Below are 14161 nucleotides of genomic sequence, written 5' to 3'. Positions count from 1 at the left end.
AGTGCGGGGTGTCCGCGACCATGAGGTGGCCCGGCGAATGCGGGGTGGGGTTTCCCCCACCTTGGGGTGTCGTGGCTGGTGGGGGCCCTGCGGGGCTTTCCCCAGTCCCGCCCCTTCCCGAAACCGGGGCTCCGCCCCGGACCCCGTATCGGCGCTCCGCGCCTCGTCCTCAATCGCCGGACGGGCTGAGAACTTCGCCGAGGCGGACTGAAAGGCGCGCCCCGAGCGCCCCGGGCAGGCGCGCTGGGCAGACGGGCCGAGCAGACGGGCAGGAAGGCAGGCAGGCAGGACGGTGCCGACGACTCCGGTCGAACGACTGGTGGGGGCGGGCGGGTGGGAGAGAGCCCGTCCGGCGCTTGAGGACGAGGCGCGAAGCGCCGACCCGGCAGGCCGACCGGCCAGGCAGGCAGTGCCGACTGCCCGGTCGAACGACGAGTCGGGGCGGGCGGGTGGGGGAAAGCCCGTCCGGCGCTTGAGGACGAGGCGCAAAGCGCCGACCCGGCAGGCCGACCGGCCAGGCAGGCAGTGCCGACTGCCCGGTCGAACGACGAGTCGGGGCGGGCGGGTGGGAGAGAGCCCGTCCGGCGCTTGAGGACGAGGCGCGGAGCGCCGATTCGGGGGCGCCCCCGGCCCGCCCGCACCGGGGACCTGCCCGAGGCCCCCGGCCAGCTCACGCGTCGCGGCAGATCAGCAGCAGCGCCCGATCGTCGTTGACGTCCTTGGCGACCGCCTCGATGAGGTGCCACGCGGCGCCGTGGAAGCCGCCGGGGACGTAGCGGTCGGCCTCGCCGGTGAGGCGGTCGATGCCTTCGGCGATGTCGCGGTCGGCGGCTTCGACGATGCCGTCGGTGAAGAGCATGAGGACGTCGCCGGGGCGCAGGGACCCCTTGACGGGGTCGAACTGGGCGCCGTCGTAGACGCCGAGGAGGGGGCCCTCGCCGGACTTCTCCTCCCAGCGGCCGGTCCCGGCGCTGAGCTGGAGGGCGGGCAGATGCCCGGCGGAGAGGAGTTCGTAGTCGCCGGTCTCCAGGTCGAGGACGAGGTGGATGGAGGTGGCGAAGCCCTCGTCCCAGTCCTGCCGGAGCAGGTACCCGTTGGCGGCGGGCAGGAAGGCGTGCGGCGGCAGCGACCCGAGGAGGCCGCCGAAGGCGCCGGACAGGAGCAGCGCCCGCGACCCGGCGTCCATGCCCTTGCCGGAGACGTCGGTGAGGACGACTTCGAGGGTGCGCCCCCCGTTGGTGCGGGCGGCGACGACGAAGTCGCCGGAGAAGGACTGGCCCCCGGCGGGCCGCAGGGCCATCTCCCGGTGCCAGCCGCGCGGCAGCTTGGGGAGCTTGCTCTGCACCCGGATCCGCTCGCGCAGGTCGAAGAGCATGGTGCCGCCGCCCCGCCAGGGCACGCCGACGCGGCTGCGGAACTGGGCGATGAGGAGCCCGAAGAAACCGCAGGCGGCGACGGTGAGGACGGTGCCGGGGGTGACCCGGGCGGGCCCTTCCGTGTAGGGGCCGAGCTGCACGGACTCCACGATGAGGGCGGCCGCGGAGGCGGCGTACAGGCCGAGGAGGCTGGAGGGGCGCAGGAGCAGCCCGCCGGCGACGATGGGCAGCACGAGCGCGGCGGGCGCGAACCACACCGGGTTGACGATCGTGCACGCGGTGATGACAGGGACGGTCAAGAGGAGTGCGGCGAGCGCCACCCAGTCGGAGCCGTCGCCCCGGAAATAGTCGACACCGGATTTGCGCAGCCCTATGCGCGCCCGGTGCAGCCGCTTCTTCATGCGGGCCGGGAACGTCTCGGCTTCGGCGCGCCGCGCACGCTGCTCGCGTCGCTCGCGCCCTTCTCGTCGTACCGCCATTGCTCGTGGACCCTATCCACCGGGCCAGGCGCTTCGCACGGGAGGTACCTCTTGTCCCCCTTCAGGGGCACCTCGCCCGTATCTCCACGCCCAGCGTCCACACGCGCGTTCCGGTACGCGGAAAACAATTCGCCGCGCCCTTGGAGCCCTGGTAGGCATGGCATATGACAGCAGACTTGCGGGAGTTGAGCCAGGGCGACTGGGAGCAGTGGTACAAAACGCTGGACGTGGCCTTCGGGGGCGTGGCCGAGGCGCCCGAGGAGCGCGAGCTGTGGCGGGACCTCACCGAGTGCGAGCGCTCGTTCGGCGCCTGGGACGGCGAGACCTGCGTGGGCACGGCGGGCGCGTTCAGCTTCCGCATGTCCGTGCCGGGCGGCGCCGTGGTGGACACGGCGGGCGTGACGATGGTGAGCGTGGCCGCCACGCACCGGCGGCGCGGTCTGCTCACGGCGATGATGCGGCGCCAGCTGGACGACGTGCGGGAGCGCGGCGAGGCGGTGGCGGTCCTGACCGCGTCGGAGCCGGAGATCTACGGCCGGTTCGGGTACGGGGCCGCTTCGTTCCACCACCGCATGGAGATCGACACGACCCGGGTGGGCCTGACCGTCCCGCCGGGCGCCGACGACGTACGCCTGCGCTACGAGACGCCCGCGAAGGCGCTGCCCGCCTGTGAGGCGGTGTACGCGCGGCGGGTGCCAGGACGCCCCGGCATGATGGCGCGGCGGCCCGGCTGGGAGCGCCTGGTCACCCTGGACCCGCCGGCCGACCGCAACGGCGCGTCGCCGCAGCAGTGCGTGCTCGCCGAGCGCGACGGCGAGGTCGTCGGGTTCGCGCTCTACGCGGTCAAGCCCGAGTGGGACGCCCAGGGCCCCAAAGGCACGGTCAAGGTGCAGGACGTGGAGGCGCTGGACCCGGCTGCGTACGCCGCGCTGTGGCGCTTCCTCTTCGACATCGACCTGACGTCGACGGTCCTGGCCCTGAACCGCCCGGTGGACGACCCGGTGGCGCAGCTCGTCACCAATGTGCGCCGCTGCGACCTGCGGACCCGGGAGTCGCTGTACGTGCGCCTGGTGGACGTCGGCGCCGCCCTCGAAGCCCGTACGTACCAGACTCCGGTGGACGTCGTCCTCGACGTCGAGGACTCCTTCTGCCCCTGGAACCAGGGCCGTTGGCGCCTCACGGGCGACTCCAAGCGCGCCTCCTGCGAGCGCGTCGACGACGGCGTCCCCGCCGACCTCGCCCTCACCGCACGGGAGTTGGGCGCGCTCTACCTGGGCGGCGTCCCGCTCACCCAGCTCACCGGGGCGGGCCGTGTCCGCGAGCTGCGCGAGGGCGCGGCGGCGGAGGCGGGCCTGGCCTTCGGCTCACCCGTCGCCCCGTGGCTGCCCCACGGCTTCTAGACGGGCTCCGGGTTTCGGGCGGCCCCCGGGTCGCCCGCCCGCGTCCCACGGGGCTCCTTGGGCTTGCGGGTCGCCAGGTACAGGGCGAAGAACCAGCCGAGGCCGCTGGCGCCGAAGAGGACGTTGCCGACCAGGACCAGCCAGCGGTTCTCGGCGTCCCGCCAGAAGGCGAGGCCCTCTACGGGCGGTGCTTCTGCGGCTGGCAGGTCGGGCACCAGAAGAGGTTGCGGGCGGCGAGATCGGCGGTGCGGATCTCGCCGCCACAGATGTGGCAGGCCTGGCGGGCCCTGCGGTACACGTACACCTCGCCGCCGTGGTCATCCACGCGCGGCGGGCGGCCCATCGCCTCCGGCGTGTGCTCGGGCCGGACCGTGTCGATGCGATTGTGCCGGACGCCCTCGCGCATCAGGTCCACCAAGTCCGCCCAGATCGCGGTCCATTGGGCGTGCGTGAGGTCCTTGCCCGGTGTGTACGGGTCGATGCCGTGGCGGAACAGGACCTCGGCGCGGTAGACGTTGCCCACGCCCGCGACGACCTTCTGGTCGAGGAGGAGCGCGGCGATCGTGGTGCGGCTGCGGGAGACGCGGCGCCAGGCCGTCTCCGGGTCGTTCCCCTCGCCCTGCGGGCGCAGCGGGTCCGGGCCCAGGCGGGCGTGTATCGCCTGCTTCTCCTCGTCCGTGATCAGGGCGCACGTCGTCGGGCCGCGCAGGTCCATGTACGCGGCGCCGTTCGTCAGGCGGAGGCGGACGGTGTCCGTGGGTGGGGGCGCGGGGGCTCCGCCGAAGGTGACCTTGCCGAAGAGGCCCAGGTGGATGTGGATCCAGGTGGCGTCGGGAAAGCCGAGGAAGAGGTGCTTGCCGTGGGCCTCCGCCGTCTCCAGTGTCCTGCCCGTCACCAGGGCCGCCGCGTCGGAGAACTTGCCCTGCGGGCTGCTGGCGGTCGTCTTCCGGCCCTGGAACCGGTCCCGGTGATCGGCCGCGAGCCGGTGGATCGTGTGCCCTTCCGGCACGGGTTCTCCTTATTGCGGGAGGCGGGGGGAGATGGGGGGTGGGCCCTGCCGGGGCTCCCCAGTTCCGCCACTTACCCGAAACTGCGGCTCCGCCCCGGACCCCGCTTCTCGAACGCCGGAGGGGCTGTCCACAGCCCGTCCGGCGTTGGCGGACGAGGCGCGGAGCGCCGATCAGCGGGGGTCCGGGGGCGCGGCGCCCGGTTTCGGGAAGGGGCGGGACCGGGGTCCCGCAGGGATCCGCCTCAGCCCTGGGGGTGGTGGGCCGGGATGGCCGGGAGCTCGCCGGTCGTCTCGTAGCGGGAGAGCATCTCGATGCGGCGGGTATGACGGGACTCACCGGAGTACGGCGTGGCGAGGAAGATCTCGACGAACTTCGTGGCCTCGTCCTGGGTGTGCATCCGCCCACCGATGGAGATGACGTTGGCGTCGTTGTGCTCACGCCCGAGCGCGGCGGTCTGCTCGCTCCAGGCGAGAGCCGCCCGCACCCCCTTGACCTTGTTCGCCGCGATCTGCTCGCCGTTCCCGGAGCCGCCGATGACGATGCCGAGGGAATCGGGGTCCGCGGCGGTCCGCTCGGCCGCACGCAGGCAGAACGGCGGGTAGTCGTCCTGAGCGTCGTAGATGTGGGGTCCGCAGTCGACGGGCTCGTGCCCTGCGGCCTTGAGCCATTCGACGAGGTGGTTCTTGAGTTCGTAGCCGGCATGATCCGAGCCGAGGTACACGCGCATGGGCGAAGTCTGGCACGCACGGCCGCGGACAGCCGCCGCGGGGCGGCCTGTCACCCCGCCCGACCACCGATTGGTGCAGGCCAATGCCCCTGTCCGGTCATCGAGCGTAAGCGCTCGTTCACTCAGGATTCCGCGGAATACAACGATCCGGAGACGGGTCTTTCGTCCCGTACGACCCTGCGCTTTTAATGCGGGAGCTTGTCCCCGCGAACCAAAGGATCTGCCTATGACCTCGCTACCGTCCCTTGCGAAGGAAGACAGCACCGACGAAGGACCCAGCAATTCGCAGCCGGGCGGTGGAAACGGGGGTGGCAACGGCCTCCAGGCCGGACTCAAGAACCGCCATCTGTCCATGATCGCCATCGGTGGTGTGATCGGCGCGGGCCTGTTCGTCGGTTCCGCCTCCGGCATCAAGGCCGCGGGCCCGGCGATCCTCGTGTCGTACGCCCTCGTCGGCGCGATGGTCGTGCTCGTGATGCGGATGCTCGGTGAGATGGCCGCGGCCCGGCCGACCTCCGGCTCCTTCTCCGCGTACGCCGATCAGGCGCTCGGCCGCTGGGCGGGCTTCTCCATCGGCTGGCTGTACTGGTTCTTCTGGGTCGTCGTGCTCGCGGTGGAGGCGACCGCCGGCGCGGTGATCCTGGAGGGGTGGATACCCGCGATCCCGCAGTGGGGCTGGGCGCTCATCGTGATGGTGGTGCTCACCGCCACGAACCTGGTCTCGGTCGGCTCCTACGGCGAGTTCGAGTTCTGGTTCGCCGGCATCAAGGTCGTCGCGATCGGCGCGTTCGTGCTGATCGGTCTGCTCGCCGTCTTCGGCGTGCTGCCGGGGTCGGACAACCCGGGTGACGGCTTCGCGCATCTGACGGACGCGGGCGGCTTCATGCCCAACGGCGCGGGCGCCATCCTCACGGGTGTCCTGATGGTGGTCTTCTCCTTCATGGGCTCGGAGATCGTCACGCTCGCCGCCGGTGAGTCGGAGGACCCGCAGCGCGCCGTCACCAAGGCCACGAACAGCGTCATCTGGCGCATCGGCGTCTTCTACCTCGGTTCGATCTTCGTGGTCGTGACGCTGCTGCCCTGGAACGACAAGTCCATCGAGAAGGACGGTTCGTACGTCGCCGCGCTGAACTCGATCGGCATCCCGCACGCCGGTCAGGTGATGAACGTGATCGTGCTCACCGCGGTGCTCTCCTGCCTCAACTCCGGCCTCTACACGGCCTCCCGCATGGCGTTCTCGCTCGGCCAGCGCGGGGACGCGCCGAAGGCCTTCGCGCGCACCGACTCCAACGGCGTGCCGCGCGCCGCCATCCTCGGCTCGGTCGTCTTCGGCTTCGCCGCCGTCTGGTTCAACTACCAGTGGCCGGACACCGTCTTCGACTTCCTGCTGAACTCCTCCGGTGCCGTCGCCCTGTTCGTCTGGCTCGTCATCTGCTTCACGCAGCTGAAGATGCGCGGCATCATCCTGCGCGAGCAGCCGGAGAAGCTCGTCGTGAAGATGTGGCTGTTCCCGTATCTGACCTGGGTCACCATCGGCATGATCTCGTTCGTGATCGTCTACATGCTGTACGACGACGCCGGGCGCAAGCAGATGGTGCTCTCGCTGCTCGTGGCGGCCCTCGTGCTGGGCTTCTCCCTGGTGCGCGAGAAGGTGCGGCCCCGCTCGGACGAGGAACTCACCGAGGCCTGACAGGCCCGGTACCCAGCCCGACCCCCTGAGCGGGGCGTCCGCCGGGCGCGGCAGTCACTGCCGCCGCCCCCCCGGCGGGCGCCCCGCTTCTCGCTGTCCGATCCTGCCGCCGGAAAACTTGACGGAAGCTGTCAAGTTTTTCGTCCAGGGTGTCCTCGACAGCAGAGATCGAACAGGGAGAGACCCGTGGACGTCAGCGCCCTCAGTGCCCTCAGCACCCTCAGCGACCGGCGAATCGTCCTCCGCCCCGGCGACGCCGGGTACGACGACGAACTCGCCGGGTTCCAGACCGGATACGCCCAGCGCCCCGACGTCGTCGTCGCGGCCACGAGCACCGATGACGTCGTCGCCGCCGTGACGTACGCCGCCGAAGCGGGCCTGCCGGTCGGGGTGCAGGCGACCGGGCACGGCCTGCCGGACGCGTCGGTGGGCGGCGTCCTGATCAGCACCCGGCGCCTGGACGAGGTCGTCGTGGACCCCGTGGCGCGCACCGTGCGGGTCGGGGCGGGGGTCCGCTGGGGGCAGGTCGTCGCGGCCGCGGCGGAGCACGGCCTGGCGCCCCTGAACGGTTCGGCGCCGTCCGTGGGCGCCGTGTCGTACACGCTGGGCGGCGGGCTCGGCGTCCTGGCGCGGGAGTTCGGGTACGCGGCCGACCACGTGCGGTCCCTGGACGTGGTCACGGCCGACAGCGCGGTGCGGCACGTGACGGCGGAGGGCGATGCCGAGCTGTTCTGGGGGCTGCTCGGCGGCGGTGCGAACCTCGGCGTGGTGACGGCCCTGGAGATCGGTCTGGTGCCGGTGGCTCGGCTGTACGGGGGCGCGCTGGCCTTCGACGGGCGCGAGGTCGACCCGGCGGTGGTCCTGCGCGCCTACACGGCCTGGACGGAGACGGTCCCGGACGAGGTCACCTCGTCCCTCGCGGCGCTGGTCTACCCGGATCTGCCGATGCTCCCGGAGGCGCTGCGGGGCCGCTATCTGCTGACGGTGCGCGTCGCGTACACCGGCAGCGCGGCGGAGGGCGAACGGCTCGTGGCGCCCCTGCGCGCGCTCGGGCCCGCGCACGAGGACTCCCTGCGCGAACTGCCGTACACCGAGAGCCACACCATCCACAGCGACCCCGACTTCCCGCACGCCTACTACGGGGAGAGCCGCATGCTGGACGGCCTGGACACCGACGGCCTGGAGCGGATCCTCGCGCTCACCGGTCCCGCCGCGGACCGCATGTACGTCGTGCAGCTCAACCACCTGGGCGGCGCCCTGGCCCGGCCCGCCGCGAACGCCGTGCCGCACCGGGACGCGCGCTGGTTGCTGCGGATCCTCTCGCCCGTGAACGGCGCCGGGGGCACCGAGGACACGGACGGGGCCGACCGCGCGAGCCTGCGGGAGCTGTACGCGGGCGCGTTCGGCGAGGTGGCGCCCCACGTCATCGGGCGGTCCCTGAACTTCACCTTCGCCGGTGGCGACCGGCCCGAGGGGCTCTACGACGCCGAGACACAGAAGAGGCTCGCCGGGCTGAAGGCCACGTACGACCCGGCGAACCTCTTCAGGCGGAACTACAGCGTCCGTTGATGCCGACTGATGCCGGCTGATGTGCCGGCTGATGCCGACGCGGCCGCGGCTGCGGTGCGTCAGCGCTTGTCGTCGAGGAACTTCCACGCCAGCGGCACCGCGCCCATCGCGAGCGCCGCCTTGAGCGCGTCGCCGATCAGGAACGGCGTCAGTCCGGCCGCGACCGCCTCGGTGAGCGACATGCCGGTCGAAGCGGCCAGGTACGGCACGCCGACGGCGTAGATGATCGCGGAGCCGAGGACCATCGTCCCCGCCATGCGCGCCACGCTCCGGTCGGCGCCGCGGCGGGCGAGGGCGCCCACGACCATCGCGGCGAGGAGCATGCCGAAGACATAGCCGAGGCTCGGCATGCCGATGCCCGCCTTGCCCTGTGCGAACCAGGGCATGCCCGCCATGCCGACGAGCGCGTACACCGCGAGCGAGGCCGCGCCGCGGTAGGCGCCGAGCGAGGTGCCGACGAGCAGGGCCGCGAAGGTCTGGCCCGTGACCGGGACCGGGGAGCCGGGGACCGGGACGGCGATCTGGGCCGCGATGCCGGTGAGGGCGGCGCCGCCGAGGACCAGGGTCACGTCGCGCAGGCGGGTGGCGGGGATCAGGTCAGCCAGGACCTGACCCGGACGGGATAGGGCGGCAGTGCTCATCGGGACTCCGTGATTCTCAAGGGCCAGGGGCGGGCGAGCGGCGGACGCTGTGACCCTATCCCCGGCGGGGGCCGCTCATCAGGGGGTGCCGGTGACAAAGGCAGCGGCCCGGCGTTGGTGGGCTTCGCACAAAGGCGCCGGGGCACACCTGGTTCAGCGTGACGCTCGTCACTGAGGTCAGTGCCGCAAGGGCCCCGGTTGCCTCCCGGGACGCCCAGCGGCGACACTGTGGATTCCCACCAATCCAGATCCCTGCTGGACTCCCTGAGCACGAGAGCCGACGACACGTGAAGCACGACTCCTTGCCGTCCCCGTCGGCGGTGCCCCCCAGGGGAGCGACGGCGGTCGACGCGCCCGCCGCCACGGACGCGGGGCCCGAACCCCTCGGCGGCGGCCTCAAGCAGCGCCACCTCACCATGCTCGGCCTCGGCGGCGTGATCGGCGCCGGTCTCTTCGTGGGGTCGGGAGCCGGGATCGAGGTCGCGGGGCCGGGGATCGTCCTCTCCTATCTGATCGCGGGCGCGCTCGCGATGTGCGTGATGCGGATGCTCGGCGAGATGTCCGCCGCGATGCCGGCGTCCGGCGCGTTCTCCGTGCACGCGGAGCGCGCGCTCGGGCGGTGGGCCGGGTTCTCGGTCGGGTGGCTGTACTGGTTCCTGCTCGTCGTGGTGCTCGCGGTGGAGGCGACGGGGGCGGCCCGGATCGCCAACGGATGGGTGCCGGGAGTCCCGCAGTGGGCGTGGGTGCTCGTCTTCATGGTGTTCTTCACCGGCGCCAACCTCGCGGCCGTGAAGAACTTCGGCGAGTTCGAGTTCTGGTTCGCCGCCCTGAAGGTCTTCGCGATCGGCGCGTTCCTGGTGCTCGGACTGCTCGCGATCCTCGGGGTGCTTCCCGACACCGACCCGGTGGGCCTCACGCATCTGACCGGCGCCGGCGGCTTCCTGCCGCACGGCTGGGACGGGGTGGTCTCCGGGGTGGTCGTGGTGCTGTTCGCCTTCGGCGGTCTGGAGATCGTGACGATCGCGGCGGCGGAGTCCGACGACCCGGTGCGTTCGGTGGCGCGCGCGGTGCGCAGCGCGGTGTACCGCATCCTCTTCTTCTATGTCGGCTCGATGCTGGTCATCGTGACCGTGCTGCCGTGGACGGCGCAGCGGGCGGGTTTCAGCCCGTATGTCACGGTCCTGGACTCCATCGGCGTCCCGTCGGCCGGGACCCTCATGAACATCGTGGTGTTCGTGGCGCTCCTGTCGTCCCTGAACGCCAATCTGTACGGCTCCTCGCGCATGATCTTCTCGCTGGCCGAGCGCGGTGAGGCACCGAGGGCGCTCCTTCGGGTGTCGGGCGGCGGGGTGCCGCGCCGGGCCGTGCTGGCCTCGGTGACCTTCGGCTTCGTGTCGGTCCTGCTGAATCTGAAGTGGCCCGAGTCCGTCTTCCTCTACATGCTCAACTCGGTCGGCGCGGCGCTCCTCTTCGTCTGGGCGCTGATCGCGCTCTCGCAGTTGCGGCTGCGGCGGCGGATCGAACGCGAGGCTCCCGAGCGCCTGACCCTGCGCATGTGGTTCTTCCCCTGGCTGACCTGGGCCGCGCTCGCGGCGATGGCCGTGGTGATCCTGCTGATGCTCCGGGACGACGGGGCGCGGCCGCAGCTCCTGTGGTCGGCGGGCGCGACGGCTCTGGTGATCGCGGTGGCGTGGGTGCGGGAGTGGCGGCAGCGCCCACACTCATGACACTTATGTGTTCATTATGTGAACAAATCTTCACCATGTGTGAGCGTCGTGTCCGTATACCGGTCACCTGTTCCCTGTGAGCGGTACGCACGCTCAGACTGTGGCCCACTTCGCTCGCCCACTCCCCGTCTCTGCTACTGAACAGGGCACGCCCATGTCTCGGACGTCCTTGCAGGACGCACCACCCAAAGCCGACTCGCCGCTCGGTCACGGACTCAAGCAGCGCCATCTGTCGATGATCGCCCTCGGCGGCGTGATCGGCGCCGGGCTCTTCGTGGGCTCCGGCACCGCCATCGCCGCGGCCGGGCCCTCGATCATCCTGGCGTACGCGATATCCGGCGCCCTGGTCATGCTCGTCATGCGCATGCTGGGCGAGATGGCCGCGGCCAACCCGGCGTCCGGCTCCTTCTCCGTGCACGCCGAGCGGGCGATGGGCCCGTGGGCCGGGTTCACCGCGGGCTGGTCGTTCTGGTTCCTGCTGTGCGTGGCGGTCGGCCTGGAGGGCATCGGCGCCGCGAAGATCGTGCACGGCTGGGTGCCGGGGGTCCCCGAGTGGGCCTGGGTCGCCCTGTTCATGCTGATGTTCTGCGCCACCAACCTCGCGGCCGTGAAGAACTTCGGCGAGTTCGAGTTCTGGTTCGCCGCCCTGAAGGTCGGCGCGATCGTCCTCTTCCTCGGCATCGGCGTGCTCGCCATCCTCGGCTGGCTCCCCGACACCGAGGCGCCCGGCATGACCAACCTCACCGGACACGGCGGGTTCATGCCCAACGGCGTGGACGGCCTGATCGTCGGACTGCTCGCCTCCGTGTTCGCGTACGGAGGCCTGGAGACCGTCACCATCGCGGCGGCCGAGTCCGAGCACCCCGTGCAGGGCGTGGCCAAGGCCGTCCGCACGGCGATGTGGCGGATCGCCCTCTTCTACATCGGCTCGATGGCCGTCGTCGTGACGCTGCTGCCGTGGACGAAGGAGGAGGTCGCGGCGAAGGGCCCCTACGTCGCCACGCTCGACCACCTCGGCATCGACGGCGCCGGACAGATCATGAACGTCGTCGTCCTCATCGCCCTGCTCTCCGCGATGAACGCCAACATCTACGGCGCGTCCCGCATGGCCAACTCCCTGGTGGAGCGCGGCCAGGGCCCCAAGGCCCTCGGTCAGCTCTACGGCGGCGTGCCCCGCATCGCCGTCCTGACCTCCTCGGCCTTCGGCTTCCTGTGCGTCCTGCTCAGCTACTGGCGGCCCGATGACATCTTCCAGTGGCTCCTCAACACCATCGGCGCGATCATCCTCGTGGTGTGGTTCTTCATCGCGACCGCACAGCTGAGGCTGCGCAAGAAGCTGGAGCGCGAGGCGCCGGAGAAGCTGGTCGTGAAGATGTGGCTCTTCCCGTGGCTCACCTATGTGGCGCTCGCCGGCATGGCGACGGTGTTCGTCCTGATGGCCCGCGAGTCCGAGACCCGTACCCAGCTCTTCTACTCGGGCGGACTGACCCTGATCCTCATGGTGATCGGCTACGCCCGCCAGAAGGCGATGGAGAGCCGCGGCACCGACGCGCCGCGCCCCTGAGGCCCCGCCGCGCCCGAAGGCCCCGCTCCCCCGGTGGAGCGGGGCCTTCGGCCGTCCGTGGCGCGGACCGGTGGGTCCCCCGGCCTAGGACGAAGGGCTGATCAACTTCTCGGCACTCCTGCTGCTAGCCTGCACTTGCACATAGGTCGCAATAAAGAGGTGCGAGGCGGCGCCGCGCGACACGGCGCGGCAAGCACGCAGAGCACGTCGGAGGGCTCTCTCATGGCCATTTACACGCTTCCTGAACTTCCGTACGACTACGCGGCGCTGGAGCCGGTGATCAACCCGCAGATCATCGAGCTGCACCACGACAAGCACCACGCCGCGTACGTGAAGGGCGCGAACGACACCCTGGAGCAGCTGGCGGAGGCCCGCGACAAGGAGTCGTGGGGCGCCATCAACGGCCTGGAGAAGAACCTGGCCTTCCACCTCTCCGGGCACATCCTGCACAGCATCTACTGGCACAACATGAACAGCCCGAAGGACGGCGGCGGCGGTGAGCCCACGGCCGCGGACGGCGTGGGCGAGCTCGCGGACGCCATCACCGAGTCCTTCGGCTCCTTCGCCAAGTTCAAGGCCCAGCTGACGAAGGCCTCCGCGACGACCCAGGGTTCGGGCTGGGGCGTGCTCGCCTACGAGCCGCTCAGCAACCGCCTGATCGTCGAGCAGATCTACGACCACCAGGGCAACGTCGGCCAGGGCTCGACCCCGATCCTGGTCTTCGACGCCTGGGAGCACGCCTTCTACCTGCAGTACAAGAACCAGAAGGTGGACTTCATCGAGGCCATGTGGCAGGTCGTGAACTGGCAGGACGTGGCCAAGCGCTACGAGGCCGCCAAGCAGCGCGTCAACAGCCTGCTGCTGGCCCCCTGACCCACTCCGGGCCCCGCGCCCGGTGACACGTCCTGCCTCGTGATCGTCTTCTCAACCTTCATGCGGGCAGGCGGATGGACGAAAGGCCCCTCGCGAGGACGTGACTCGCGAGGGGCCTTTCGGTACGCCGGGTTCCGGCCCACAGTAGGTCCATGTCGAAGCCCGAGTACTGCTGGACATGTGACGCGTACGAACCGCACCGGAAGCTGAGCGACGCCGAGCGGGCCTGGCTCAAGCACCGGCTGGGGCGCGCGAGCGTGAACGAGTTCCTCGTGTGCCTCGCGCCGGACTGCCGCAACCTGCGCACGGGATCGAACAAGAAGCCCTTTCCCGATGCGATCCGGCTCCCGAAACCCAGCTGAGGATCAGTCGAAGATCGGGCCTTGCGTCCTCGTGCGCTTGATCTCGTAGAAGCCCGGCGTGGACGCCACCAGGAGCGTGCCGTCCCAGAGGCGGGCCGCCGCCTCGCCCTTGGGGGCGGGGGTGACGACCGGGCCGAAGAAGGCGACCTGCTCGCCGTCGGTGCCGGGGACGGCGATGACGGGGGTGCCGACCTCCTGGCCGACCTTGTCGATGCCCTCCTTGTGGGAGGCGCGCAGGGCGGCCTCGTAGGGGGTGGAGTCCCAGTGGTCGAGGAGCGAATCGGGCAGGTCCACGTCCTTCAGGGCGCCCGCGACGGCCTCTCTGGTGGGGCCCTCGCCCTGGTTGTGGATGTGGGTGCCGAGGGCGGTGTAGAGGTCGCCGAGGACGTCGGCGCCGTGCTCCTCCTGGGCCGCGATGACGACGCGGACCGGGCCCCAGGCGTGATGCGTCAGGAAGTCGCGGTACTCCTCGGGCAGCTCGTCCAGCTTGTCCTCGTTGAGGACGCCGAGGCTCATCAGATGCCAGCGGACCTCGATGTCGCGGACCTTCTCCACTTCGAGGACCCAGCGCGAGGTCATCCAGGCCCAGGGGCACGACGGGTCGAACCAGAAGTCGACCGGGGTCCTGCCGCTCGCAACGTTCCCAGCGTTCACAGCCATGTCTCTCCCTAAGGAATCCGTTCGGGGGTCTGGCCGGGGAACATCAGGGCTGCGCCAGGGCATTCCCCGATGTCCGCCGAACT

The 14161-nt window shown here is 71.0% G+C and carries 13 protein-coding genes; 7 read left to right on the top strand and 6 right to left on the bottom strand.

Annotation, left to right across the window (positions count from 1 at the left end):
* Nucleotides 1-670: 670 nt before the first annotated feature.
* The gene (locus tag QUY26_RS26205; RefSeq protein ID WP_289950761.1) at nt 671-1855 is read right to left on the bottom strand and encodes a PP2C family protein-serine/threonine phosphatase; all 1185 of its coding nucleotides are present in this window, start codon (nt 1853-1855) and stop codon (nt 671-673) included.
* A 164-nt stretch (nt 1856-2019) separates the two neighbouring features.
* On the opposite strand from QUY26_RS26205, the gene QUY26_RS26200 reads away from it, so the two are divergent.
* Nucleotides 2020-3255 (top strand): GNAT family N-acetyltransferase, encoded by a 1236-nt coding sequence (locus QUY26_RS26200; protein WP_289950760.1) that lies wholly within the window; start codon nt 2020-2022, stop codon nt 3253-3255.
* Here QUY26_RS26200 and QUY26_RS26195 read toward each other — a convergent pair.
* The 3 genes from QUY26_RS26195 to QUY26_RS26185 all read right to left on the bottom strand — a co-directional run bounded on the left by QUY26_RS26195 (nt 3252) and on the right by QUY26_RS26185 (nt 4992).
* On the bottom strand, nt 3252-3470 hold the full coding sequence (locus QUY26_RS26195; RefSeq protein WP_289950759.1) for a superinfection immunity protein: 219 nt from the start codon (nt 3468-3470) through the stop codon (nt 3252-3254). The genes QUY26_RS26200 and QUY26_RS26195 overlap by 4 nt on opposite strands.
* Complete coding sequence (locus QUY26_RS26190) at nt 3434-4264, bottom strand: Fpg/Nei family DNA glycosylase (RefSeq protein ID WP_289950758.1); 831 nt, start codon at nt 4262-4264, stop codon at nt 3434-3436. Before QUY26_RS26190 ends, QUY26_RS26195 begins: the two co-directional genes overlap by 37 nt.
* 242 nt (nt 4265-4506) lie before the next feature.
* Entirely contained in the window at nt 4507-4992 is a 486-nt protein-coding gene (locus tag QUY26_RS26185; protein ID WP_289950756.1) for a ribose-5-phosphate isomerase, read from the bottom strand.
* Nucleotides 4993-5218: 226 nt separating this feature from the next.
* Here QUY26_RS26185 and QUY26_RS26180 point away from each other — a divergent pair, with 226 nt between their 5' ends.
* Nucleotides 5219-6682 carry an amino acid permease gene (locus QUY26_RS26180; RefSeq protein ID WP_289950755.1) on the top strand — a complete coding sequence of 488 codons (1464 nt, stop codon included), beginning with the start codon at nt 5219-5221 and terminating at the stop codon, nt 6680-6682.
* Between the two features lie 186 nt (nt 6683-6868).
* Nucleotides 6869-8251 (top strand): FAD-binding oxidoreductase, encoded by a 1383-nt coding sequence (locus QUY26_RS26175; protein WP_289950754.1) that lies wholly within the window; start codon nt 6869-6871, stop codon nt 8249-8251.
* A gap of 59 nt (nt 8252-8310) precedes the next feature.
* Here the strand turns inward: QUY26_RS26175 and QUY26_RS26170 are convergent, their stop codons facing one another.
* The gene (locus QUY26_RS26170; RefSeq protein ID WP_289950752.1) at nt 8311-8892 is read right to left on the bottom strand and encodes a biotin transporter BioY; all 582 of its coding nucleotides are present in this window, start codon (nt 8890-8892) and stop codon (nt 8311-8313) included.
* Nucleotides 8893-9308: 416 nt separating this feature from the next.
* On the opposite strand from QUY26_RS26170, the gene QUY26_RS26165 reads away from it, so the two are divergent.
* The 4 genes from QUY26_RS26165 (at nt 9309) to QUY26_RS26150 (ending at nt 13418) form a co-directional block, all read left to right on the top strand.
* A complete protein-coding gene (locus QUY26_RS26165; protein WP_289956040.1) occupies nt 9309-10619 on the top strand; it encodes an amino acid permease in 1311 nt (436 codons plus the stop codon).
* 154 nt (nt 10620-10773) lie between these two features.
* Nucleotides 10774-12183, top strand: coding sequence for an amino acid permease (locus QUY26_RS26160; protein ID WP_289950751.1), 1410 nt, complete (start codon nt 10774-10776; stop codon nt 12181-12183).
* A 222-nt stretch (nt 12184-12405) separates the two neighbouring features.
* Nucleotides 12406-13056 carry a superoxide dismutase gene (locus QUY26_RS26155; RefSeq protein ID WP_189729915.1) on the top strand — a complete coding sequence of 217 codons (651 nt, stop codon included), beginning with the start codon at nt 12406-12408 and terminating at the stop codon, nt 13054-13056.
* Nucleotides 13057-13208: 152 nt separating this feature from the next.
* Nucleotides 13209-13418, top strand: a complete 210-nt coding sequence (locus QUY26_RS26150) for a hypothetical protein (RefSeq protein WP_289950750.1) — start codon at nt 13209-13211, stop codon at nt 13416-13418.
* A gap of 3 nt (nt 13419-13421) precedes the next feature.
* Here the strand turns inward: QUY26_RS26150 and QUY26_RS26145 are convergent, their stop codons facing one another.
* Nucleotides 13422-14078 carry a DsbA family protein gene (locus QUY26_RS26145; protein ID WP_289950749.1) on the bottom strand — a complete coding sequence of 219 codons (657 nt, stop codon included), beginning with the start codon at nt 14076-14078 and terminating at the stop codon, nt 13422-13424.
* Between the last annotated feature and the right edge of the window lie 83 nt (nt 14079-14161).

The sequence above is a fragment of the Streptomyces flavofungini genome (assembly GCF_030388665.1).
Classification (GTDB): domain Bacteria; phylum Actinomycetota; class Actinomycetes; order Streptomycetales; family Streptomycetaceae; genus Streptomyces; species Streptomyces flavofungini_A.
Note: the sequence above shows the minus strand (reverse complement) of the source record. Positions and strands in the feature narration are given on the sequence as shown.